Genomic DNA, 21,792 nt, shown 5'->3' on the forward strand with positions numbered 1-21,792 from the left:
TCGATAGGGGCCACTGACCCGTCTCCTAGACTGGGGGCATGACCGCAACCCTCGTGGCGAAGGATCTCTCCGGGGGTCCGGCAGACCGCACGCTCTTCTCCGGGCTCGATCTCACGGTGGCCCCGGGGGACGTCATCGGGGTCGTGGGGGCCAACGGCGCCGGCAAGACGACGCTCCTTCGTCTGCTCGCCGGCGCGGACCAGCCCGCTGCCGGAACGGTGTCCACCACGCCGCCGGATGCCTTCGTGGGCTGGCTGCCGCAGGAACACGAGCGCCGCCCCGGCGAGACGGTCGGAGCCTACATCGGCCGCCGGACGGGAACGACGGTGGCCACCACCACCATGGAGGAGGCTGCGGCGGCCCTCGATGGCGGTGGCAAGCAGGCGGAGAACGCCTACGCCGTGGCCCTCGAGCACTGGATGGCCTCCGGGGCTGCGGATCTGGAGGACCGGATGCCCGCTGTCCTCGCCGACGTCGCCGGGGGGATCGGCCCGTCGACGCCGACGCTCACCCTGTCCGGCGGGCAACTGGCGCGCGTTGCTCTGGCCGCTTTGCTACTGAGCCGCTTCGACGTCGTCCTCCTCGACGAACCCACGAACGATCTCGATCTCGCTGGACTCGAGCGCCTGGAATCCTTCATCCAGGATCTGCGCGGCGGCGTGGTGCTCGTCTCCCACGACCGCGAGTTCCTGGCACGCAGCGTCACCACCGTCGTCGAACTCGACCTGGCGCAGGCGAAGGTGTCCGTGTACGACGGCGGGTACGAGGCCTTCCTGGAGGAGCGGGCCGTGGCGCGCCGTCATGCACGTCAGGCCTACGAGGAGTACGCGGAGAAGCGGCAGGACCTCGTGGGACGCGCCCGCACGCAGCGCGAGTGGAGTTCGCAGGGCGTGCGGAACGCCATGAGGAAGAGCCCGGACAATGACAAGCTCCGCCGGAAGGCGAGCGCCGAGTCGGCTGAGAAGCAGGCGCAGAAGGTGCGGCAGATGGAATCGCGCATCGCCCGGCTGGAGGAGGTGGAGGAGCCTCGGAAGGAGTGGCAGCTCAAGTTCACCATCGGTTCGGCGCCGCGCTCCAGCTCCGTGGTGGCAACCCTGAACAATGCCTCGCTCACCCAGGGCGGCTTCACCCTCGGCCCGGTGTCACTCCAGCTCAACGCGGGCGAGCGCATCGGGATCACCGGCCCGAACGGCGCCGGGAAGTCGACGCTCCTGCGCCTGTTGCTCGGTCACCAGCAGCCCGACGACGGCGCGGCGGCGCTCGGCCCGAACGTGGCCGTCGGCGAGATCGACCAGGCGCGCGGGCAGCTCGCTGACGCCCTGCCCCTCGGTGCCGCCTTCGAGAAGCTCGTGCCGGAGCTGACGCAGGGCGAGGTACGGACACTACTGGCGAAGTTCGAGCTGAAGGCCGATCAGGTGCGCGCCCTCGTGGGCGCTCTCTCCCCGGGCGAGCGGACCCGGGCGGGCCTGGCCCTGCTGCAGGCCCGCGGCGTGAATCTGCTGGTGCTGGACGAACCCACCAACCATCTGGATCTCCCGGCGATCGAGCAGCTCGAGGACGCCCTCGAGTCCTACACGGGCGCCCTGCTCCTCGTCACGCACGACCGGAGACTGCTCGAGAACGTCCGCCTCGACGCGCGCTGGCATGTCCAGGACGGCCGGGTCAGCGTTGCATAGCGGGTCGAGTGCCGTGGCCTCGGCCAGACTGTCACGGGGTGCCCGATTGTGGACGCGTGACGAACGACTCCAGGCAACCGCCGTGGAACTCGACGTCGGTCTTTCCGTTTCATGACACCATGAAGGCCGAGGCGCGTGTCCACCGCCTCCCGGACGAGGGGTGCCGTACCCGGTGTGCGACAAGACGGCCCGTGGGAGTATGTCATGGCATGGGTGGTCCTGATCATCTCGGGTGTCCTCGAAGCCGTCTGGGCCACGGCCCTCGGCAGGTCCGACGGCTTCAGCAGGCTGGTGCCGACACTGGTGTTCGCCGTCGCCATCGCCGCCAGCATGGCCGGGCTGGCCTACGCCATGCGGACCCTGCCCGTCGGCACCGCCTACGCAGTCTGGGTGGGCATCGGGGCAGCCCTGACCATTATCTATGCGATGGTCACCGGCTCAGAGCCCGCGTCGCTGCTGAAGATCATCTTCCTGACCATGATCGTGGGCGGCGTGGTCGGGCTGAGACTGACGTCGTGAGACTCACGGGAGTGCGCCCTGTACTGAAGCATTTGGCGCGGAACCGGAGGAAGCGAACCCTGCGTACCTAGACTGGGCTGGAACGGAACGTCACCACGAGGAGATGCCATGAGCCCGATGATGCGCGCCGCAGTGCTCCGTACCGCGGACAGGACTGCGCCCTACGCCGACAGCAGGCCACTCGGCCTCGAGGAACTCCCCGTGCCCGAACCGCGCACCGGCGAGGTCCTGGTGCGCATCGAACGGGCCAGCCTCTGCCACTCCGACCTGTCCGTCGTCAACGGCTCCCGCGTCCGTCCGCTGCCCATGGCACTGGGCCACGAAGCCACCGGCGTCGTGGACACAGTGGGCGACGGCGTGAGCGATGTCCGCGCGGGCGACCGCGTGGTCCTCGTGTTCGTCCCGGCCTGCGGGTCCTGCCGCGCCTGCTCCGCGGGCCGTCCCGCACTGTGCTATCGCGGCGCCGAAGCGAACGGGAGCGGCGATCTCCTCCACGGCCCGGCGCTGCTGCACTCCGTCGAGGGCGACCGCATCAATCATCATCTCGGCGTCTCCGCCTTCGCCGAGTACGCCGTGGTGGCGCGCGAGTCGGTGGTGGTGATCGACGACGACGTCCCGTTCGACGTCGCCGCGATGTTCGGGTGCGCGGCCCTGACCGGTATCGGCGCGGTACTGAACACGGCCGACGTGCGCGAGGGGCAGTCCGTCGTCGTGTTCGGCCTCGGCGCTGTGGGGCTGATGGCGGTCATGGCCGCCGCGCAGATTCCGGGGACCACGGTGATCGCCATCGATCCCCTGGCCTCCAAGCAGGAGCTCGGGCTGAGCTGCGGCGCGCAGCACGCCGGAGCCCCGGAGGACGCCGCTGAGCTGGTGCGTCAGGCGACCGACGGCGGGGCCGACGTCGTCATCGAAGCGGTCGGGAGCGCCCGCGTCATGGAGGCGGGCCTGGAGCTCCTGGCACGCGGCGGCGCTGTGGTCTCCGTGGGGCTGCCCCACCCGGACCAGGAGATCACCACCGCCGCACTGCAGTTCGCGGGCATGGGACGCCGGCTCCTCGGCTCGTACATGGGCGACGCCGTTCCCGAACGCGACATCCCCCTCTACCTGGACCTGTGGCGGAGGGGCCGGCTTCCCGTCGAGCTGCTCCACACCGATACCCGCTCACTCGATGACCTCAACGAGAGCCTCGACGCGCTCGCCGAGGGTCGCGTGGTCCGCCGGATCTTCACGCTGGACGGTTGATCCGACGCTCGCGGTGCAGGGCGAGTGGTGCTTACGATGGTCGGCACGTCAACCCGAAGGAGAACGGCCATGCAGCAACGCTCACTCGGCGGAACCCAGGTCAGCGCCGTCGGCCTGGGTGGAATGCCCATGTCAATCGAGGGACGGCCCAACGAGGACCGCTCCATCCGCACCATCCACGCGGCGCTCGACGCCGGAATCACGCTCATCGACACCGCTGACTCCTATCACCGCGATGCCGGCGAGGTGGGCCACAACGAGTCGCTCATCGCGAAGGCGCTCGCGGCGTACGGGTCCGATACCTCGGGGATCCTCGTCGCGACCAAGGGTGGAGCGCAGCGCCCGGGTGACGGCTCATGGACGCTGAACGGGCACCCCGACTACCTCAAGGAGGCCGCGAAGGCATCACTGAAGCGTCTCGGCGGGGAGGCCATCGGGCTCTACCAGTACCACCGGCCCGATCCGGACGTCCCCTACGAGGACTCCATCGGCGCGCTGAAGGAACTGCTCGACGACGGCGTGATCCGCATGGCGGGTATCTCCAACGCCACCGTGCACCAGATCAGGAAGGCCAACGAGATCCTGGGCGGCAACCTCGTCTCGGTGCAGAACCAGTTCTCCCCCGCGTTCCGCTCCAGCAAGGACGAACTGGACTACTGCGGCGAGAACGGCATCGCCTTCCTGCCCTGGAGCCCACTGGGCGGCATCAAGAAGGCAGGAGAACTCGGCGAGAACTTCGCACCCTTCCAGGAGGTGGCCGACAAGCACGGCGTCAGTCCGCACCGCGTGTGCCTGGCCTGGGAGCTCGCGCTCGCCCCGACCGTCATCCCGATCCCCGGCGCCTCACGGCCCGAGAGCATCCAGGACTCGGCTCAGGCGTCCGACCTGGAACTCTCCGCCGATGAGATCGAGGTCCTCTCCCGTACGGAGTAGGGCGCCACACCCTGTCCGAGCGTCGTCCGTCGGCTATCCGGCGGCCGACGGCGGGCCGAGCTCCAGGGCGACGGCGCGCCCGGGTGCGCCGTCGCCCCCGGCCAGGGGCAACGGGAGCACGGAGACCAGCGGACTGTCCCAGGTGACCGCAACCAGGTTCGTCAGATTCTCCACGATGACGCCGCCTGCGCCGAGGAAGCCCGCGTGGAACGGCAGGTGCCCCTCGTTGTCGAGGGTGGGATCCGGGTTGAGGGTGTCGACGCCCATGACGGTGATACCCGCCTCGAGGAGGCGAATGGCGATCTCCGGCGCGAGCACCGGATGCTCGAGATACCGCCGCCCACCGAAGTGTTCCGACCAGCCGGTCCGGAACAGGACCATGGCGGTGTCCTCGAGCCCGTCCAGCCGGGCCCCGACCGTCGCCCACGAGATGGTCTCGTGTTCCCTCGCCCCGGTGCAGTCCACGATGCGGGCCGTGCCCACCAAACGGGCGAGGTCGATGGCGTCCACCGGGTCGCCGTCGACGATCGAGTGGAGCGGTGCGTCGAGGTGCGTGCCGGTGTGGGAGCCCGCATGGAGCGAGGCCACCTGGTAGCCGTCGTCGACCACCGTGGCCACGGTGGTCAGCGAGACCGCCGGATCGCCGGGGAAGACCTGCATGCCGGTGTGGATCGGCTGGGAGAGATCAATGACGCGCATGGTCCGCCGCGTCGGGCTCGTCCAGCAGGTGCATGTGACTCCGCGCTGTCCGGTCGATCCTCCCTGTGACTGCGGCCCACCCCAGGTACAGCAAGGCAGAGAGGACGAAGGTGGGGATCGTCGCCCCGATCGGGCTGGGCACGATGTAGGTCAGGAACAGCGAGGTACCCGCGCCGGCCAGCCAGACCAGGACTGCTGCGATGTTGACACCGCCCGTGAACCAGTACCGGCCACCCGTGCCACGGAGGATATCGCTGCCGTAGTGGCGTGAGCGCACCAGGTAGTAGTCCACGATCATGACGGCGAAGACCGGGATGAACAGCGCGCCGACCACCGTGAGGAAGGCCGCGAACCGGTCGAGCAGCCCGAGCCAGGTGGCCCCGAGGATCGACACGGCACCGAGCACGATCGCGGTCGGCAAAAAGGTGATCCGGCGCGAGGGGACCATGTTGACCACGGAGGACACCATGCCGTAGACCACCATCGTGTTGGTGGCCATCACCGACAGGAAGATCACAACGGCCAGCGGTGCGCCGAAGATCGCGACGATGACGGTGGGATCGAACGCGACCGCCTCACCGCCGTCGAGCACCACGAAGCCGATGGCAGTGGCCCCGAGGATCATCGCGAGCACGGTGGACAGCACGTACCCCACGCCCGAGCCGATCATGCCCGCCGTCTGGGTGCGGGCCAGTCGGTTGAACTCCGCCGAGAGCACGGTCCAGGAGATGGCGGTGGCGATCACGACGTCGAGGACGACGACGGGCGTCCAGCCCAACGCGGCGTCCGGCGGGATCGCCGCGAACTCGGCGGGACTGTAGGCGAGGAAGGCGGTGGTGAAGATGTACGCCATGAAGATCAGGATCACGAGGGCCAGCCACGGCTCCACCCGCGCGATGCCCGCATGCCCGAAGATGGCCAGGCACACCACCAGCAGCTGGCAGAGCACCGAGAACAGGACGGGACTGGAGAAACCGGTGGTCTCCTCGACGACGAAGTTCACCGTGACACCGGCCAGCATCGCCTGCACCCAGCTCCAACCCATGAGCGTGATGAGATTCGCTGCGACGGGAAGGAAGGATCCGCGGAGGCCGAACGAGCCCTTGGTGAGCGACATCGTGGCCAGGCCGGTCCGTGTGCCCATGTTCCCCACCAGGACCAGCACGGAGCCGCCGATCACGGTGCCGAGGACGATCATGGCGATGGCCGTGGGCCAGCTGACACCCGGCACGAAGAGGGTACCGGTGAGGAGCGTGGTGACCACCAGGTTCGCGGCGAGCCAGATCAGGCCCATGCGGGCCGTGCCGAGGCTACCCCGGAGTGGTCCGTACCCATCGGAATTGGAGTCGAGGTGGTCCGCCAGCCGACGGTACGTCGAGCGGTTCGTCGTCCCGGCGTAGTCCTGCGCCATGATGGTCCCGCTTCCGGCAAGTTGTCGGTCAGTAAACGTTTGTTGCTTCTCGAGTCTGTGTGGCGGGCGGGACGTTGTCAACGGTAACCCCCGTCCCACTGTGCGGACCGACCGGGGTCTGCATCCGGAGCGTTGCTAGGGTGTCGACATGACTGCCATTCCCGTCGCCCTGATCACCGGCGCCTCCCGCGGTATCGGGCGCGCCATCGCGGATGAACTCGCCGCCACCCATCATCTGCTGCTCGGGGGACGCGATGCGGCTGCGCTCGCCGAGGTGGCGTCGTCGCTTCCCTCGGCAGAGCCCTTCGCGGCGGAGCTGCGGGACGCCGACCAGGTAGCGGCAGCGGTCGCCGGCGTCGATCGGCTCGATGTCCTGATCCATTCGGCGGGAATCCTGCGCATGGGTCCGGTGGCGGAACTGTCCGACGACGCCTGGCGGGAGAGCTTCGAGGTGAATCTCTTCGCCGTCGCCTCCCTGACGCGCGAGCTGCTGCCTGCGCTGCGTGCTGCCGGCGGGCAGGTCATCACCATCAACAGCGGCTCGGGCTTCAGCTCCGGCGCGAGCTCCGCTATCTACAGCGGGACGAAGTTCGCGCTGCGGGCCTTCACCGACGCGCTACGCGAGGAGGAACGGCAGTACGGCGTGCGGGTCAGCTCGATCCACCCGGGCAGGGTCGCCACCGACATGCAGGAGGAACTGCACGCGTGGGAGGGCAGGCAGTACAGCGCCGAGGCGTGGATCCGGCCCGACCAGGTGGCCAAGGCCGTGCGGCTCGCCGTCGACGCCACACGCGAATCGACCATCGAGACGCTGACCATCCGGCCCTCGGGCATCTCCCTCGGATAAGTCTCCGGAGAACGGGGCCGCTGCGGCCAGCAGACGGTTGTCCCGAGAAACACCAGTGGGACGACGCATCATCAATGTGTCGTCCCACTGGGCCTCGGGAGGTAGCAGCTTCGCGAAGAATCTGCCCTTCCGACCGGCAGATGCCGCTCAGGCAGTAGCCGCGGCCTTCCGAGACTGCTGCCAGGCACTCCACGCGGTGTAGCTGCCGTCGAGTTCGACGACGTCGTAGCCGGCCCTGCGCAGTGCGCTGGCGGCGACGGAGTTCCTGAGTCCGCTTTGGCAGTAGGTGACGATGGTCCCTTCGGTGGACAGTTCGTCGAGGTGCCACATGATGCGGCCGCCGTTGAGCTGGTAGGCGCCTGGAATGTGGCCCGCGGTGTGTTCGGTGCGGTTGCGTACATCGAGGATCATCGCCGCATCGATGTCCGGTAGGTCCGCCGGCTGAACGAGGGCGGGCGTCGTGGTAGGGAGCCCGTCGATGCTGGTGACGTACCCGGCCGCGTTGTCGATGCCGACGCGGACGAGGTGATCGCGGATCTCCTGGGCCTGCTCCGGTCCGGTGGCGAGCAGGACGAGCGGGTTCTTGTCCTGCTCGGGGTTCACGACCCAGGCGCCGTAAGTGGCAATCGCAGCGCTGGCTGGGATGTTCAGGGACCGCTCCACTGTCCCGGCATGGACTTCGTTCGCCGAGCGGGTATCGATGAATGTCACCGCATCCGCGGCGAGATCATCGGCGACCTTCTCCTGGTCGAGTTCGGTCAGGGGGGCGCGCTCGCCCATGACGACAGGGCCATCACGGTTCTCGCGCTTCATCCGGCTGAAGTAGGCGTGGGCGTCGGGCTGGCCGTCGAGGAGTTCATCGATGAAGCCCTGCTCGTCGTTCGCCGCAAGATACGGACCCCACCAGGAGTAGAGGCGCTCGTAGCCGACCGTTGTGGACGGAATCGCTCCGAGGGCTTTGCCGCAGGCACTGCCGGCACCGTGTGCAGGATGCACCTGCACGTAGTCGGGCAAGGTCAGGAAGCTCTCCTGCAGACTCCTGAACAGTTGTTTCGCGCCCTCGAACCGGGTATCGACGCCACCTGCGGCTTCATCGAGGAGATCCGGACGGCCGAGATCGCCGGAGAACACGAAGTCACCCGAGAGCAGGTACCCGGGCTTGTCGCTGAACGCACCGTCGGTGACCAGGAAGGACAGGTGCTCAGGGGTGTGTCCGGGGGTATGGACAGCCTGGATCGTGATATTGCCGAGGGTGATGGTGTCCCCGTCGTGGAGGCGGGTCGCCTCGAAGGCATACTGCCAGTCCGCCCCACCCTCCCCGGAGACATAGATCTCGGCCCCGGTCGCTGCCGCGAGTTCGCGGGTGCCGGAGAGATAGTCGGCGTGGATGTGGGTCTCGGTGACGGCCGTGATCTTCATGTTGTGCTCCGCGGCAAGATCCTGGTAGACGGCGATATCACGTCGACCGTCGACGACGATCGCTGTGCCGTTGGCCTGGCAGCCAATGAGGTAGCTGGCCTGTGCAAGGTCTTCGTCGTAAATGCGCTCGAACAGCATCGGTGCTCTCCTTCTTCGATTCGGGGGACCAATCCTCCGAAGTAGCTCCTTCTTATACCCCCTGGGGTATCTTGCTTTACTCATCGTAATACCGTGGGGGGTATGCGGCAAAACAAGTTGTGGCCCCTGAACGAAACAGGAGCGGGAACTCGTCCGACCGAAGAGCGAGCAGTGGTCAGTGGTCAGTGGTCAGTGGTCAGTCGAGGATCAAGGTGGCGACGCTGCTCGATCCCACCCATGCGGCCACCGCGAAGATCAGAACGGCGAACGAGACGCGGACATGGCGGTCATCGAGCCGACGTGCGAACCGGGCCGCTGCAAGAGACCCGAGAATAGCGGGGACGGCGAAAGCGAGGACGCTGGGCCAATGAATCGCGAATCCCGCCGCATGGGCGCTGAAACCGGCTGCGGAGTTGAGCACGATGATCGCCAGGGAAGACCCAACGGCCTGCCTCATTCCCAGCCCCAGGAAGAGCGTCAGGGCAGGGGTGAGCAGGAACCCGCCGCCAACACCGAGGAGGCCGGTGAGGAACCCGACCAGCAGGCCCACTACCACTGCCTTCGGGGCACATGCTCGGAAGGATCCGCCCGGCCCGGTGCTGCAGGAGCCCTCGGCCTCCGTGGTGCGACCGAGCATGCGGACACCGGCGATGATCATGACCCCGGCAAAAGCGATCATCAGGGCGGTTGGGTCGACCAGACGGCCGACCGCCATTCCCGCCCACGCGGACGGGATACCCGCAGCGCCGACGATGAGGATCACCGGCCAGTTCAGTCCCGCCCTGATCCGCGGAACAAGTGCTGCCAGGGAGGAAGCACCCACGACCAGCAGCGATGTGGGAATCGCCTCTGCCGGACTCATACCCACCCCGTAGACCAGAGCGGGGACGGCGACGATGGATCCACCGCCGCCCACCACTCCGAGGACGAGCCCGATGACAAGCCCGAGGATCAGGGCTGCGATCACGCCGTCGGTGTCTCTTCCGCCCGGCCGCTCACCGCGGGGAACTGCCGGATCGCTGATTCGCGGGTGGGCTCCTGGGCTGCCTTGTTCCAGGGCATTGCCGACAGGGCCCGCCCCATCGCACATGTGTTCGTCGCCGCCGAGAACGTCAGACCGGCCCCGATAGCGCCAGCCAGTAGACGGACCTTCGGAGACACGAACCGCCCACCGGTCAGGCCGACCAAAACCAGGGAGCCGGCCGTGAGGCGGACCTGGCGCTCGAGGTCCCAACGGGCTTTACCGCGGACCACGTCACCACCGGCGGACGCGAACCCGGGCACACCTCCGGTAAGGACATGGGCGGCTCCTACCCCGGAGGCGGACAGGCGCTGGCGTGCCTGTTCTGCTCGGACGCCGGACTGGCAGGCCAAAACCACCCGGCCGCCCAGACGGGCAGCGAACTCATCGGCGTGCTCCGAGAGCAACGGCAGCGGCACGTTGTAGGAACCGCGGATATGAAGGGACTCGAATTCCGCCGCCGAGCGCACGTCGATCACCACGACGTCCTCGCCGCCAGCAATCCACATGCGCAGCGTGCCAGGATCAAGCGCAGCCACAGCAGGAGCCAAGGCAGATCCGGCGTCCGAGGCAGAGTAAGAAGGGGCGGGAGTGTTCATGACAAGCCTTTCGAAGACGGGAAACGCATACCCCCCGGAGTATTCCGCATGGTTCCCAAAATCGTCAAAATACCCTTGGGGGTATATCCTGATGGCAGGTAACCACGACTCCTGGAGGCACTGTGCAACTCGATCCGACCGAACTGACCCCGGTGATCAACCGGCTCAAGCGAGCCCAGGGCCAGCTGGCCGCGGTCACCCGCATGCTGGAGGAGAGCAAGGACTGCAAGGACGTCGTCACCCAGCTCGCAGCAGTATCCAAGGCCCTAGACCGGGCAGGGTTCGCCATCATCGCCAGCGGCCTCGAACAGTGCATCGTCCGCGAGGACACCAGTCTCGACAAGAAGGAACTCGAGAAACTGTTCCTCACCCTCGCCTGAGGCTCATCGATACGAGCATCGACCCGTAGGCACCACACGGGGTCGCCCGAACTGGGTCTGCACACCCGGGGAGAACAGCACGGAATTGGGCGGGCCGTCCACCGCCAGTCCTGCGGCGGCGAGGAGTCCGTCGTCGAGCCCGGTGAGGGTCGCCGGGTGCAGCGGCCACGGCGTGTGGGTGTTGGGGATGTAGAGCGTCCGCCCGGCAAGGGTGCTGTGGAGGCCGAAGCGTGCCGTGAACTCCAGGGACACCGCGTCCTCCGCCGTCCGCGTCGTGTCAGGCTCGACGACGAAACGGGACGTGGCCTGCCCGCGGAAGCGGACGACGTCGTACCCGTATTCCCCGTCCGCGCGTATCGGCGAGCACCTCGACCAGACGTAGGGGATGCCGCCGGCCCTCGCCGCGAGGACCACGGCGAGGCGCGAGGCATCGAGGGTGACGAAGACGACGCCGCGGGTGCCGTCGGGCCCGCGGGAGTAGAGGCGCACGTTGATCTCCGTGAACGAGCCGAAGTACGGGACGGGCAATCCCTTACCCACGCCGGCGCCGACCATGCGGAAGCCGATCAGCCCCACCCACGACGATCCGTCCACCTCGTCCGGCACCACGCCGGGCGGCATGTGAGGTGCCACGGCGGCGGTGTCGATCCGCCAGTGCAAAAAGACCGCGTCCGCCCAGCGCTGGTCCATGATCACCGGGCGGGGCAGGTCGGGCGCGAGGAACCGGTCGGGGACTTCTGTCTGGTCGGTTCTCATGTGGCCGCCTCCGCGTCATCGCTCTATCGGGAAGCTCCTCGCTGCTGCTCCGGCTTCATAGGTACTGTACCCAGCGGGGCAGACACCGGTGGTGTGGCACAGTTCGCTTGTGACCGATGGTCGACGCGGTGGAGGTAGCGTCGTCGTTCATGGTGAGTCAGCACGTCGGAGACACCGCCGCGGTGTCGAGCTCTGACCCACTGGACCCGCAGATCGCCCGACTACCTTGACCGCCCGGAGGCTGCCCGTGATTCGCTCTGCGACACCTGAGGATCTCGACCTGCTCCTGTCCGCGCGGCAAATCGAACCCGTCGCGTTCGTCGATGCCGATCGTTTTCGCCGTGAACTCGACCAACGCCAGTACCGGCTGGAATGGAGCTGGCTCCATGAGGTCGAGGGCAGGCTGCTTGCCCGGGCTCTCTGGTGGGGTCCGCCGGACCATCGTTTCCCCGTCTTGCTCGACTGCATCTGGGTCGATATGAGCCTTCCGGACCCGGCTCCCCTGGTCGCTCGACTCGTCAACACGGCACAGCGATCGTTCCGGGACGCCGGTCTGGAACAGCTTCCCGACGCGAACCTCACCGTCGCGACGGGCTGGAAAGACGACCCGGACGCCGTCGCAGCCCTCACCTGGCGCACCGGCGCATTGGCGGCGGCTGGACTCAGCGAACGGATCGAACGTCTCAGCTATGCGTGGACGCCTGAGGACGGACTTCCGCAGCGCAGCGCGCTCCTGACATTCAGCGCCGCCGACAACCAGGCTTTCCTCGACGTCTTCGCCGCGGTGGCGCAGGGAAGCCTGGACCTGTTGCCTCAGCGCGGCGGTCACGTCTTCGGGAGCGGCGGCGGTGGCGGCACGATATCCGCTTGCGCAGCTCTGGGTGGGCGCTCAATCATATAGCCGAGCCCCGACTGCAGGAGTGCGTCGACGCCGGAGAGTTGCCCGCAGATGGGCCACCGCGCGTCTCCCGTCCTGTTGAATACCGCAAGTGAGGTCCATTCGGTACCACTGGTGAAGCGGGAGGTGTAGACCATTCCGCGGTACCCCTCAACGTGGAAGGCTTGGGCCCATGCACAGGACACGGCGTAGTCCTCCGTCGTCGTCAGTTCCCGATTGGCTCCGAACTGCACTGCTTTCGGATCCGTCGTGTCGGCGACCCTCACTTGCGTCGGCAGCCGCAGTTCGTAGACATTCATTTCCGCGATCTGCGTCGTGGTCATCATGCCGCTGTTGAGTAGCCGTTCGCGGCCCCGCTCACGAACCGCTGTCTCGATATCCACGGCCAGATAGCAGGTGCCGTCGGGCGGTTCCAGATCGAAGCGTTGCGTGCCGGTCGACCCGAACCACCACGGGCTGTGGTCGGTGCTCGTCGCACGGTAGAGCGGGAGGTCGGGTGGGACGGTGATGGACGGAAAGCCCGTGAGCGGTTTCGTTGGCTTGTCGATGTAGGGCGTCATGCAGCCCAGGCTGCTGCGTCGTGCTTCGCGAGCTGGAGAACGGCATCGACGGAGCCGCCGCCACGAAGCCAGTCGATGACGCTCTTGTCGTCGAGCTGTCCGGGAACCACCGACTGGAGCCACAGTGCCCATGTCCAACCGTCCGCTGTCCCCTGGGCGAGGATCTTCAGAGTGCTGTTCAATCCCGGCAGGAGTTTACCGTCGTCCCGGAATTGCCAGACGGGGTACAGCCATTGCCGGTCCTCGGTGAAGCACCCGAGGATGGTGTGAGCGTCTCGGCGCTTTTGGAGTGCCTGGCGCGAGACACCGAGCCAGCTCTGCAGCCCTGCCCCGTCGTAGAACGGTCCGGTCTTCTCAGCGAGCCTGCTCCCGGAGAACTCTCGAGGAACGATGGACGCCATGCGTCTGGCAATCTCATTAATGTCGGCGTCCACCATGAGACCGAAGTCCAGATCCTGAATCCGAAGGCGAACGGCATCCAGGAGCTGGTCCTGAATTTTCTTGCCGGCGCTTTCTCGCTCTGCCATAGTCACTCCTTCCCGTCAACCTGTCACCCGATGATAGGTATCGAGAGCGCAACCAGTCAACCATTAGAGATCTTTCCTGCCACCCCGTCGTAGCGCTACAGGCCAAGCTCGTCGTCGACCCGCACCTTCTGGAAGATGGCTTCCACTTCCACCGGGAGGAAGCCGAGGGCAGTGTTGATGGAGCGCATCCGGACATTCTGATCGTCACTACTGGTCGTGACGCGATCGATCCCTCCCAACCTCCGGGCCTCGTGGAGGGACGCCAGTTTCACGCCAGCGCCCAAGCCGTGGCCACGGTGATCCTTGAGGACCAGGGTTCCCTCGATCCATGCAGCTTTACCTGGGATTCCCGGCACGACGATGCAGGTCCAGGCGACCACGTTGCCGTGGGCATCAACGGCGATCGACTCCACACTTGACCGCCCCTGGGCGATCCTCAGGTCGATCTCCCCGGCATACTCCTCGGGGCTCACCGCCGTCTCTTCCCACCCCAGCTCGCCGTGCGGGGCCTCCGCGTCCACGAGACCCTTGAGCTGACCCACCTGCTCACGGAATCGTTCCGGAATGCCGTCGACGTAGCTGGACACGGTGTAGCCCTTGACCATCGGCACATCAGCCAACTGCGCGGCAGCAAGATCCAGTTCGACGACGGTCTCGGTCGTCGCGACGCGGTAACCCTGTGGCGAGAGGAAGCGTATCTCGAGATCAGTGATGTCCTCCTGTCTCGGCCGGGTGACACTCGTGACGAATCGCTTCGTCGATGGAGAGCAGGCTCTTTCAGCGGCCTGCACCAGACTGGCGCCGATGCCGTGACCCTGGTGATCGGGGTGAACCCAGACCAGGATCCAGGTCGTGTCCGGGACGTCGTCGGATGTCATGCATGCGGCGAGGCCCTGCAGTGTCCCTCCGTCCCATGCGCCGAGAAGGCGGTTGGTCCAGCCGTCGTCGGCACGCCAGCCAAGCGTTCGAGCGTCAGCGCCACTGCCTATCCACCCGGGCCGTGCATGTTCATTAGCTGCGGACTCGACGTCGTACGCCGCCGCCAGGATTCGATCGTCGGCAAGGTCCAGCGGGCGAATCCTCATGTGCGCCAACCTATCGTCCAACCTGTGCGGCTATGGACAAGGGCAAACAGGACGACGAGTGTCGGCGCATCTTCGTACGATACTTTACAGACTAACTACTTAGACAGACAATATAGCCATGGAAGTGACAACCTCAGGCCCCGCTACCGCGGAGGGCGTCGAGTGGCCGAGCGATTGGCTGCGCGCGACACTTGGGCTCCTCGCCCTCCGTGCCCTCTCCGCCGGGCCCTCCTATGGGTACGCGATCATCAGCGAACTCGAGCGCCACGGCTTCGGCACCATCAAGGGCGGCACCCTGTACCCGCTCCTCACGCGCTATGAAACCGCCGGTCTGGTCTCGACCGAGTGGAGAGCCGGCGACGGAGGTCCCGGCCGCAAGTACTTCGACCTCACTGAGCGCGGACACGCCGAACTCGCTCGGCTCAGCGCCGATTGGTTCCACTTCAGTCAGCTCAGTACCGATTACCTCGATCCCGAACGACGTCCGAAGGAGCCCTCCGTATGATGCAGCAGACCAGCGACAAGAAGTGGTTCGACGAGCTCACCCTCGAACTCCGCCTCCGTCAGGTCCATGGCAGCGCCATCGGTGACACCCTGGCCAGCGCACGCGAGCTTCTGCATGACACTGGCCAGAGCGCCAAGGAAGCATTCGGACCAGCGCGGCAGTACGCCGCTTCACTCGAGCTCCCATCAACGCCGCAGTTCGCCTGGGTGCGCAAGTCACTCTGGCCGCTACTCCTCGGCCTGCTGGCGTTTCTGCTCTTCAGTCAGGCCGTCGTATCCCTGGTCCAAGCCGAGCAGCTCCTGGTCTCGCCCGCGCAATTCGCCCTTCTGCTCATTCCCGTGGTGCTGATCGCCCTCTTACCGCTCTACATCGATGCAGCAGTGCGCCACTTCTGGATCCTTATGGTTCTCGTCATGATGGGGTCGCTGTCAGGGGCGTTCTCGGCCTTGGTGGCTCCGAAGACTCCGGCAGAAGCGTGGCTCGCAGTGGATCCGCTCCCGTGCGTCATCGGCAGCGCTCTCGTCATGATCGCCCAGTCGGTCTTCAATACCGTCCGGACTCTCCGCTCCACGAGCGACGACGACATCATCGACCCGCTCGCCGTGAAACAGAGCAGTGCAACGGGCACGAAGATATTTGTCCACGTCACCAATTGGCTGTTCCCGATCTACGCCCTCGCCGTACTCGGTCTCACTCTGGCCCTCAATTGAAGCGACGTGAGGGCTGGACACACCGCACACGGTGCGGCACCGTGAGGGTGTCCTGTCGATAGACGAAGGGAATCACGATGAGCACCACTCCAGGTCCCATGGACCTCACTTTCACCGCTCCCATCGGAGTGACGGTCAGAGGTGACGAGTGGTCATGCGTCGAAGTGCCCGATTCGAAGGAACTGTTCGGCACGGGCAAGGCCGTGAAGGTGTCCGCGACGGTCGACGGCGAACCGCTGACCGTGGGCTGCTGCCCACGGGGGTGGGAGGTCATATGCTCTCGGTCAGTGCCAAGCTGGGGAAGATTGGGAAGGACATCGGCGACGTCGTCACTGTCAGGATTTCCGAGCGACTCTCGTGAGCCGGGCACCAAGCGGCCTGGAGAGTGATCCCTCCTCGAAGGCCTACAGCGTTGACCACTAGCTGCGTCGACCACAAGCTGTGGAGCGGCATCACTCCAGAGCAGTGAGAGCGACGTCGATGATGTCCTGACTGGGGACATGCAATGCCTGGGCTGCTGTTCTTCCTGACGTACGCAGATATGCATCGACGAGGCGGTTCCCGGCAGCGTAGCCCGCTCCGGTCGGCAGTCCCACCGGTTCGCCGCCGAAGCGTTCGACGGCCGCATCGCCGTGGACCCATGCGGTGAAGTGCTGCATACCGGCAACCTGCAAACCGGTGACGACCTTGTCGAAGACCGCGTCGTCATGTAGCTGCGGCAACCCGATGGGCGTATACCCCGCGTCACCGTAGAGTTGCCGGGCGAAAGCATCGGCCAGGCCCTCCGCCACGATCTGCTCACCGACCAGCACGTGGGCAGGATTCCAGGTTACGCCGGCCGGCGCGTACCGCAGATTGTGATTGAGCTCGTGCACGGCAGCAGCCTCCACCCGGTCGAGGTTCTCCTCGGTGGGCCACAGGGTGAGTGAGATGAAGCCGGTCGTGCTGCCATTACCACTGAATCCGTGTACCGGACCCATGAAGTACTCATCCCGCGGATCTCCGAGGACGAGAAGAACGGTGACGTCGGGGACGGTGATCCCCGGGGTAGCCGCGAGCTGCAGGCCGAGCGCATCCTTCATTGCGGTGTCGATGCGTGTCCAGACGTCGGCCGACCTGAGACACTCGAGGCCGTCCAGCACCTCGTCGATACGGTCGTCGACGGGAAATCCGAAGCTCATCGCGTGCATCGCGACCAGGTCGACGTCGCCCGGGAAGTACCGGAACATCCCCTGCACCGGGGTGAGCATCTCGCGCAGGAGACCAGCCCGCTCACCCATGGGCGCCGTCAGAACTGCGTTCATGCCGGCGTTGGTGTCCAGAATCGTGATCGTCATGACTCCGACAGTACGGACTGACGTCGTGTCAGGGTCAACGGCGCCGCTGATTCGGGGAGGATGGCCGCATGGATGATTTCATGGGGTCGCTGATCGACGACCTTCTGACCACACTCGGACCTGCCGGTCGGGTTGTGGCCATCGACGGCGTCGACGGCAGTGGGAAGACCACCTTCGCCGCCGAACTCGCAGCCGGTGTTCAGGATCGGCCTGTCGTCGTCATCCATGCGGACAACTTCCTCAATCCCTCCTCCATCCGACACGCCAGAGGGCGGAACTCACCGGAGGGATTCTGGAAGGACACCTACGACTATGCGGCGCTGATGGAGTTGGTACTCGACCCCCTCAGCTCAGGAGGAGACGGGTGGTACTCGCCCTCATGCTATCACCCGGTGGCGGACCGGACGGTACAGGCTCCGAAGATTCACGCTCCAGCAGCAGCGCTGGTCGTCGTCGAAGGGATGTTCCTGCATCGTGACGAGTTGATCGGCCACTGGGACGCCTCGGTGTTCCTCGATGTCCCCTTCGCCGAGACCGCGGCACGCATGGCGGTCAGGGACGGCAGCAACCCGGACCCGGAACACCCGAGCATGCGCCGATACATGGGCGGGCAACGGCTCTACTTCGACGCTGCACGACCGTGGGAGCGCGCCACGTTCGTTGTGGATAACCGTGCTCTCAGCTTGCGCATGATCTCGAAGCAGCCGTCAAATGCCTTACACACTGCAGACAATGCTGAGTGACGCGGCCTCAGATCTCCAGGACGCCGTCGACCGCCGCTGAGCGGGGAGGTATAGCACCGGTGCTGATGTCCTCCTCGAGGTGAACTGTCGCGTAGGCCCATTCGCGCGGGCGTCCTGCATCGTCAAAGACCCCGTACCGCCTACGGAGGCGAAGATCGGGCACTGCGCGGTGTTCGAACGAGACGACGATCGCCGTCGCTGGCCAGCCGCCCTCCTCGGTGATGTGGACGTTCCGGTAATCACTTGGTGATCGACGAGGGCTCGGATGATCATGCGTCCACACGACGTACGGATCATCGAAACCCTCGAATCGGCCACGGATCCTTTCGATGGCCTCGGCCCGTTCTTCCTCCGTCAGGGCCACCAGTGTCCACTTGGCACCCTCCACTCTGTCCAGGTCGAGACGGTCCGTCCACTCGGCGACGGCGCTCCGCTTGCGCTCAAGATCGGCATACCACGAATCATCGTCATCGTCATCGAGAACCGGTCGTGACGGCAACCGGTCGGTGACGATCGATGCAGGCAGCCCCTCACTCACATCAACCTCGACTTCGCGGGCCTCGTCGACGAAGGTCGAACCGGCATACTGCTGATCCTGCACTTCCCGCGGCCCGGTGGGGTAGTACTGCACCGTGAGCCTGGTTCCCGTGAGGTCAGCCCCGTGCACGAGGTGATCGACGACGATCACAGAGCGCGTGCCATCGGTGTGAATGCGCACCAGCTCAGTGGCAGGGGTCGGCAGCGACTTGCCGGGCGCGCGTGGCACCAGCCCGGGACCGCCGTCGTCATCCGAATCGGTTCCGTCTACCCATTCGGCGCCACCCGGCGCAAGGGGAAAGTAACCGAAACCCTCCTCTCCGCCGCCGTCGTCTGACGAGGATGCTGCTTCCTCCTTAACTGGACGGGACCAGAACGGTTCCGTCGGCGCCCAACCCAGCGACTCGGGATCGAGCCCCTCCAACTCGGGATCCTCAAGGTCTTCCGACTCGGTATCTGCTGATTCCGTCCAGTTCGAGGCCGGTCGCGGATCGCCGACCCACAGTCCACCGGCATCAGCGCCCATCGGCTGACCGACACCGAGATCACAGGCTGCCCCCACTCCCTGGGCGGTGATGAACACGGCGGAGCGCCGCTGAAGCATCTCTGTGCCGTCGTCGTTCTCGGCCGTGTAGATGAGCCACGCTCCGGTCGATGTGGGCAACATCTGCGCTTCTCCGACAGCAGTCTCGGGCATCGGGGCATCAGGCCACACCACCCAGCTCACGGTCGAGTCCGCAGCAACGATCGCCGCGACCGGACGGGACGCATCGGGCACCGCAGTGATCGAGCCCACTCGAGCGGCATCAAGGGGAATCAGCGGATTCACGAGTCCTGGCACGACGTCATGCTACAACTCCGACCGAGCCACGATCATCAGTAGAATGATGCTCTGTGCCACGAAGGAGCAGCCCGTGAAAAGAAGACCCCTCTCCGCAAGCTTCATGAAGGCCACGGGAACGCTACGCATGTTCTTCGGCCCTGCACAGCAGGGCTCGACGGCGGGCCCTGTCGTCTATGTCGACGACGAAGCGCAGCGGATGCGGCAGGAGCAGCTCGAGCAGTGGACGGTGATACGCAACGCCGACGGTTCGACCTACTTGACCTCCAAGAAGGATGAGCAGGGCGAGCATTAGGGCGGAGCATCCAACACCTCAGTCGACGAGCGCAGACTCATGACACGCCGCGCTCCACACGCAGGTCTTCGCGTCTCCCACCCCAACGTTACGACCTCTGTGGTCGATACAACTCGTGCTTTTCTCTTCGTCAGTAGCGGAAATTTCAGAACACCTGGTCATAGTGTCAACTGGTGGAAGCCTAGGATGGAACGACGTCCGTATTGTGAGGGACTGGAGGCAATCCGTATTGTGAGGGACTGGAGGCAAGGGGGACTGTGATGCTGGCGTGGGCCACTCAAGGCGCAAACCCACTCGTTCCTACTAGTTGGGAGTTCTTGGTCACCGGGATCGGGTTGCTCCTCGCGCTCCTGCTTGTCGCGGCCTTTATCGACATCGCGCGTTCTCGCCATCTCACCGGCCTCACTCAAGCGGTATGGGTACTCGTTGTGCTGGCCTTTCCTGCGATCGGTCCGCTTCTGTGGTTCGTCATCGGCCGCCGCACTACTGCGGTTACTCGTGATTCCCGCAGTGGCCCTACCAGCAGCGCCGGGTATCAATAAGGATCGAGCACCAGGACCGTAAGCTTTCCTGATGCGGAATAGGCACGGCACCTGAGCTTTGACTTCACGCGTCAAAGGCTGGAATCCTCGTTCTCATGCGGTCTCTTCCATTTTTCGTCGGGCTACTCGTGGCTCTCATCATGTATGTGGTTCTCGATGCGTTCACAGACCTGCCGATGTCACTTCACTGGCTCGCCGGGATAGTAACGGGGCTGGCTGCCACCGCCTGCGTGGCACTATGGCCGATCGCCCCAGGGCGAGAAGCCAACCCCGACCACGTCGACCGGGGCGCCTAGGTAGATTCTCGAACGCAATACTCAAGTAATGACTCGATGACTGACTGCTGGAGATGAGCACTCTCTCAGTCCCTGGTTCACCGTGACTTCGGCTCGCACCACATCCGCCGGAACGCATCCAACACCATTCCTCACCGACTGCGACAACGCATGCCGACGGTCTACGGAGTTCCGCCCTGCCTGCGCACCGAGTCCGTGCCTCCTGTGGTGGCCCAGTTAGATGGCGGGTGTGCGCTTCGAAGGCCGGAGGAGGATCACGGCGATTCCGAGGACGGCGGTAATGCTTCCCAACGCCACTGTGATCCAGAACTGGTGAGGTTCGTAGGGCCCGAAAAGTGCCGGCAGACTCAGGATCAGGGCCGCTGCCATCAGTGCCATGGCGATGAGCAAACCAATGAAGACTCGAGGGGTTCTCCTGGTCATGACGGCTCCCTACTGCGGACAGGAGCCTGGAAGGTCGTGGTGCCGTCGGCGTCGAGCAGTTGCCGGTAGATATTCGTGGTGATGAGCCCCTCCTTCTCGAGGGTGCTGTCGAGCACCATCCACATGTCAGCCGCCGATGCGGGAGGTGCGTCGAAGCTGACCGTGACGCCGTGCTCCGCGCCCGGGATCCCTATGACGTGCAGCAGCTCGTCCTCGAGCATGGCTGGGCTCAATGTGCCTACGCTCACCACGAACTCCTCCTCCGCGGTGCCGTCGTAGGTGAACACGATCCCGGCGTCAGCGCCCATCAGTTGCCCCTCCCGCTGCCTGATCCGCGGGAGCAGTGCGGAGACGGCTGTGCCGATCTCGGACTCGTCCGTGACCCGGGACTGCAGACCGACAAGCCTCAGTGGATTGAGGGGGCCGAGGCAGATGTTCTGCATGGTGGCATTTCCTTCCTGGAGTGCAACGAGGCGCGACCGCACCTCGCGTAGACGTGCGGAGGCAGTGTCGATCTCGGCGAGCAGTTCGCCCTCGCGTGCCCGCAGAAGCTCGACAAGGCGCTGCTGCTTGAGCTCAGGGCCGAGTAGAACCTCGATAGTCTCCAGACCGAAACCCACCGCACGCAGCGCCGCGATCGCTCGGGCGCGACCCACCTGAGTCACGGCATACCGGCGATAGCCACTGAATTCATCAACCTCAGCCGGCGCGATCAGCCCGATGCTCTCCCAATGGCGCAGCATCCGCCTCGATACGCCGGCCGCGTGCGCGATCTCTCCTATGCTCAACATGTCATCACCCATCGGAGACCCTTCCACAGTGGAAAGGTCAAGACCGAGTCACTGCTGCAGGA

General features: G+C 65.7%; 26 protein-coding genes and 1 riboswitch. Of the genes, 13 read left to right on the plus strand and 13 right to left on the minus strand.

Annotated features, from left to right (window positions below):
• Positions 1–38: 38 nt before the first annotated feature.
• The 4 genes from E8P82_RS01080 to E8P82_RS01095 all read left to right on the plus strand — a co-directional run bounded on the left by E8P82_RS01080 (position 39) and on the right by E8P82_RS01095 (position 4,370).
• Positions 39–1,676 carry an ABC-F family ATP-binding cassette domain-containing protein gene (locus tag E8P82_RS01080; protein WP_136452640.1) on the plus strand — a complete coding sequence of 546 codons (1,638 nt, stop codon included), beginning with the start codon at positions 39–41 and terminating at the stop codon, positions 1,674–1,676.
• Positions 1,677–1,801: 125 nt separating this feature from the next.
• Positions 1,802–1,870: riboswitch (guanidine-III (ykkC-III) riboswitch) on the plus strand.
• Between the two features lie 10 nt (positions 1,871–1,880).
• Positions 1,881–2,195 (plus strand): DMT family transporter, encoded by a 315-nt coding sequence (locus E8P82_RS01085; RefSeq protein ID WP_136452641.1) that lies wholly within the window; start codon positions 1,881–1,883, stop codon positions 2,193–2,195.
• A gap of 120 nt (positions 2,196–2,315) precedes the next feature.
• Positions 2,316–3,437 (plus strand): alcohol dehydrogenase catalytic domain-containing protein, encoded by a 1,122-nt coding sequence (locus tag E8P82_RS01090; RefSeq protein WP_136452881.1) that lies wholly within the window; start codon positions 2,316–2,318, stop codon positions 3,435–3,437.
• Positions 3,438–3,506: 69 nt separating this feature from the next.
• Complete coding sequence (locus E8P82_RS01095; RefSeq protein ID WP_136452642.1) at positions 3,507–4,370, plus strand: aldo/keto reductase; 864 nt, start codon at positions 3,507–3,509, stop codon at positions 4,368–4,370.
• Between the two features lie 33 nt (positions 4,371–4,403).
• Here E8P82_RS01095 and E8P82_RS01100 read toward each other — a convergent pair whose 3' ends face one another.
• Both E8P82_RS01100 and E8P82_RS01105 read right to left on the minus strand, forming a co-directional pair.
• Positions 4,404–5,069, minus strand: a complete 666-nt coding sequence (locus E8P82_RS01100) for a cyclase family protein (RefSeq protein ID WP_136452643.1) — start codon at positions 5,067–5,069, stop codon at positions 4,404–4,406.
• A complete protein-coding gene (locus E8P82_RS01105) occupies positions 5,056–6,480 on the minus strand; it encodes a purine-cytosine permease family protein (RefSeq protein WP_136452644.1) in 1,425 nt (474 codons plus the stop codon). The genes E8P82_RS01100 and E8P82_RS01105 overlap by 14 nt, the downstream gene beginning before the upstream one ends.
• A 148-nt stretch (positions 6,481–6,628) precedes the next feature.
• Between E8P82_RS01105 and E8P82_RS01110 the strand changes: the two genes are divergently transcribed.
• The gene (locus E8P82_RS01110; RefSeq protein ID WP_136452645.1) at positions 6,629–7,327 is read left to right on the plus strand and encodes an SDR family oxidoreductase; all 699 of its coding nucleotides are present in this window, start codon (positions 6,629–6,631) and stop codon (positions 7,325–7,327) included.
• A gap of 147 nt (positions 7,328–7,474) precedes the next feature.
• Here E8P82_RS01110 and E8P82_RS01115 read toward each other — a convergent pair whose 3' ends face one another.
• The 3 genes from E8P82_RS01115 to E8P82_RS01125 all read right to left on the minus strand — a co-directional run bounded on the left by E8P82_RS01115 (position 7,475) and on the right by E8P82_RS01125 (position 10,504).
• The gene (locus tag E8P82_RS01115) at positions 7,475–8,884 is read right to left on the minus strand and encodes an MBL fold metallo-hydrolase (RefSeq protein ID WP_136452646.1); all 1,410 of its coding nucleotides are present in this window, start codon (positions 8,882–8,884) and stop codon (positions 7,475–7,477) included.
• Positions 8,885–9,080: 196 nt separating this feature from the next.
• On the minus strand, positions 9,081–9,851 hold the full coding sequence (locus E8P82_RS01120; RefSeq protein WP_136452647.1) for a sulfite exporter TauE/SafE family protein: 771 nt from the start codon (positions 9,849–9,851) through the stop codon (positions 9,081–9,083).
• The gene (locus E8P82_RS01125; RefSeq protein ID WP_136452648.1) at positions 9,848–10,504 is read right to left on the minus strand and encodes a rhodanese-like domain-containing protein; all 657 of its coding nucleotides are present in this window, start codon (positions 10,502–10,504) and stop codon (positions 9,848–9,850) included. Before E8P82_RS01125 ends, E8P82_RS01120 begins: the two co-directional genes overlap by 4 nt.
• 122 nt (positions 10,505–10,626) lie before the next feature.
• Here E8P82_RS01125 and E8P82_RS01130 point away from each other — a divergent pair, with 122 nt between their 5' ends.
• Positions 10,627–10,884 (plus strand): metal-sensitive transcriptional regulator, encoded by a 258-nt coding sequence (locus E8P82_RS01130; protein WP_136452649.1) that lies wholly within the window; start codon positions 10,627–10,629, stop codon positions 10,882–10,884.
• Positions 10,885–10,887: 3 nt separating this feature from the next.
• Here E8P82_RS01130 and E8P82_RS01135 read toward each other — a convergent pair whose 3' ends face one another.
• On the minus strand, positions 10,888–11,640 hold the full coding sequence (locus tag E8P82_RS01135) for a YqjF family protein (RefSeq protein ID WP_246020867.1): 753 nt from the start codon (positions 11,638–11,640) through the stop codon (positions 10,888–10,890).
• 247 nt (positions 11,641–11,887) lie between these two features.
• Here E8P82_RS01135 and E8P82_RS01140 point away from each other — a divergent pair, with 247 nt between their 5' ends.
• Positions 11,888–12,541: a hypothetical protein gene (locus E8P82_RS01140; RefSeq protein ID WP_136452650.1), complete on the plus strand. Its 654-nt coding sequence runs from the start codon at positions 11,888–11,890 to the stop codon at positions 12,539–12,541.
• Here E8P82_RS01140 and E8P82_RS01145 read toward each other — a convergent pair.
• The 3 genes from E8P82_RS01145 to E8P82_RS01150 form a co-directional block, all read right to left on the minus strand.
• Positions 12,466–13,098, minus strand: coding sequence for an RES family NAD+ phosphorylase (locus tag E8P82_RS01145; protein ID WP_168796461.1), 633 nt, complete (start codon positions 13,096–13,098; stop codon positions 12,466–12,468). The two genes, E8P82_RS01140 and E8P82_RS01145, sit on opposite strands and share 76 nt — an antisense overlap.
• The gene (locus E8P82_RS14960) at positions 13,095–13,625 is read right to left on the minus strand and encodes a hypothetical protein (protein ID WP_168796462.1); all 531 of its coding nucleotides are present in this window, start codon (positions 13,623–13,625) and stop codon (positions 13,095–13,097) included. The genes E8P82_RS01145 and E8P82_RS14960 overlap by 4 nt, the downstream gene beginning before the upstream one ends.
• A 95-nt stretch (positions 13,626–13,720) precedes the next feature.
• Positions 13,721–14,710: a GNAT family N-acetyltransferase gene (locus tag E8P82_RS01150; RefSeq protein WP_136452652.1), complete on the minus strand. Its 990-nt coding sequence runs from the start codon at positions 14,708–14,710 to the stop codon at positions 13,721–13,723.
• 118 nt (positions 14,711–14,828) lie between these two features.
• Between E8P82_RS01150 and E8P82_RS01155 the strand changes: the two genes are divergently transcribed.
• From E8P82_RS01155 to E8P82_RS01165, 3 genes are all read left to right on the plus strand, one after another.
• Positions 14,829–15,215, plus strand: coding sequence for a PadR family transcriptional regulator (locus tag E8P82_RS01155; protein WP_136452653.1), 387 nt, complete (start codon positions 14,829–14,831; stop codon positions 15,213–15,215).
• Complete coding sequence (locus E8P82_RS01160) at positions 15,212–15,925, plus strand: hypothetical protein (protein WP_136452654.1); 714 nt, start codon at positions 15,212–15,214, stop codon at positions 15,923–15,925. Before E8P82_RS01155 ends, E8P82_RS01160 begins: the two co-directional genes overlap by 4 nt.
• Before the next feature lie 98 nt (positions 15,926–16,023).
• The gene (locus tag E8P82_RS01165; RefSeq protein ID WP_246020868.1) at positions 16,024–16,314 is read left to right on the plus strand and encodes a DUF1905 domain-containing protein; all 291 of its coding nucleotides are present in this window, start codon (positions 16,024–16,026) and stop codon (positions 16,312–16,314) included.
• A gap of 63 nt (positions 16,315–16,377) precedes the next feature.
• Here E8P82_RS01165 and E8P82_RS01170 read toward each other — a convergent pair whose 3' ends face one another.
• The gene (locus E8P82_RS01170; RefSeq protein ID WP_136452655.1) at positions 16,378–17,262 is read right to left on the minus strand and encodes a DUF2268 domain-containing putative Zn-dependent protease; all 885 of its coding nucleotides are present in this window, start codon (positions 17,260–17,262) and stop codon (positions 16,378–16,380) included.
• A gap of 134 nt (positions 17,263–17,396) precedes the next feature.
• On the opposite strand from E8P82_RS01170, the gene E8P82_RS01175 reads away from it, so the two are divergent.
• A complete protein-coding gene (locus E8P82_RS01175; protein ID WP_211096766.1) occupies positions 17,397–18,005 on the plus strand; it encodes a nucleoside/nucleotide kinase family protein in 609 nt (202 codons plus the stop codon).
• Between the two features lie 7 nt (positions 18,006–18,012).
• Here the strand turns inward: E8P82_RS01175 and E8P82_RS01180 are convergent, their stop codons facing one another.
• Positions 18,013–19,383, minus strand: coding sequence for a hypothetical protein (locus tag E8P82_RS01180; RefSeq protein ID WP_136452656.1), 1,371 nt, complete (start codon positions 19,381–19,383; stop codon positions 18,013–18,015).
• A 73-nt stretch (positions 19,384–19,456) separates the two neighbouring features.
• On the opposite strand from E8P82_RS01180, the gene E8P82_RS01185 reads away from it, so the two are divergent.
• A complete protein-coding gene (locus E8P82_RS01185) occupies positions 19,457–19,678 on the plus strand; it encodes a hypothetical protein (protein WP_136452657.1) in 222 nt (73 codons plus the stop codon).
• 260 nt (positions 19,679–19,938) lie between these two features.
• Positions 19,939–20,220: a PLD nuclease N-terminal domain-containing protein gene (locus E8P82_RS15465; protein WP_136452658.1), complete on the plus strand. Its 282-nt coding sequence runs from the start codon at positions 19,939–19,941 to the stop codon at positions 20,218–20,220.
• Positions 20,221–20,732: 512 nt separating this feature from the next.
• Here the strand turns inward: E8P82_RS15465 and E8P82_RS01195 are convergent.
• On the minus strand, positions 20,733–20,939 hold the full coding sequence (locus E8P82_RS01195; protein WP_136452659.1) for a hypothetical protein: 207 nt from the start codon (positions 20,937–20,939) through the stop codon (positions 20,733–20,735).
• Positions 20,936–21,730, minus strand: coding sequence for a MerR family transcriptional regulator (locus E8P82_RS01200; protein WP_246020869.1), 795 nt, complete (start codon positions 21,728–21,730; stop codon positions 20,936–20,938). The genes E8P82_RS01195 and E8P82_RS01200 overlap by 4 nt, the downstream gene beginning before the upstream one ends.
• Between the last annotated feature and the right edge of the window lie 62 nt (positions 21,731–21,792).

The sequence above is a fragment of the Arthrobacter echini genome (genome assembly GCF_004803505.1).
GTDB classification, from domain to species: Bacteria; Actinomycetota; Actinomycetes; order Actinomycetales; family Micrococcaceae; genus Arthrobacter_D; species Arthrobacter_D echini.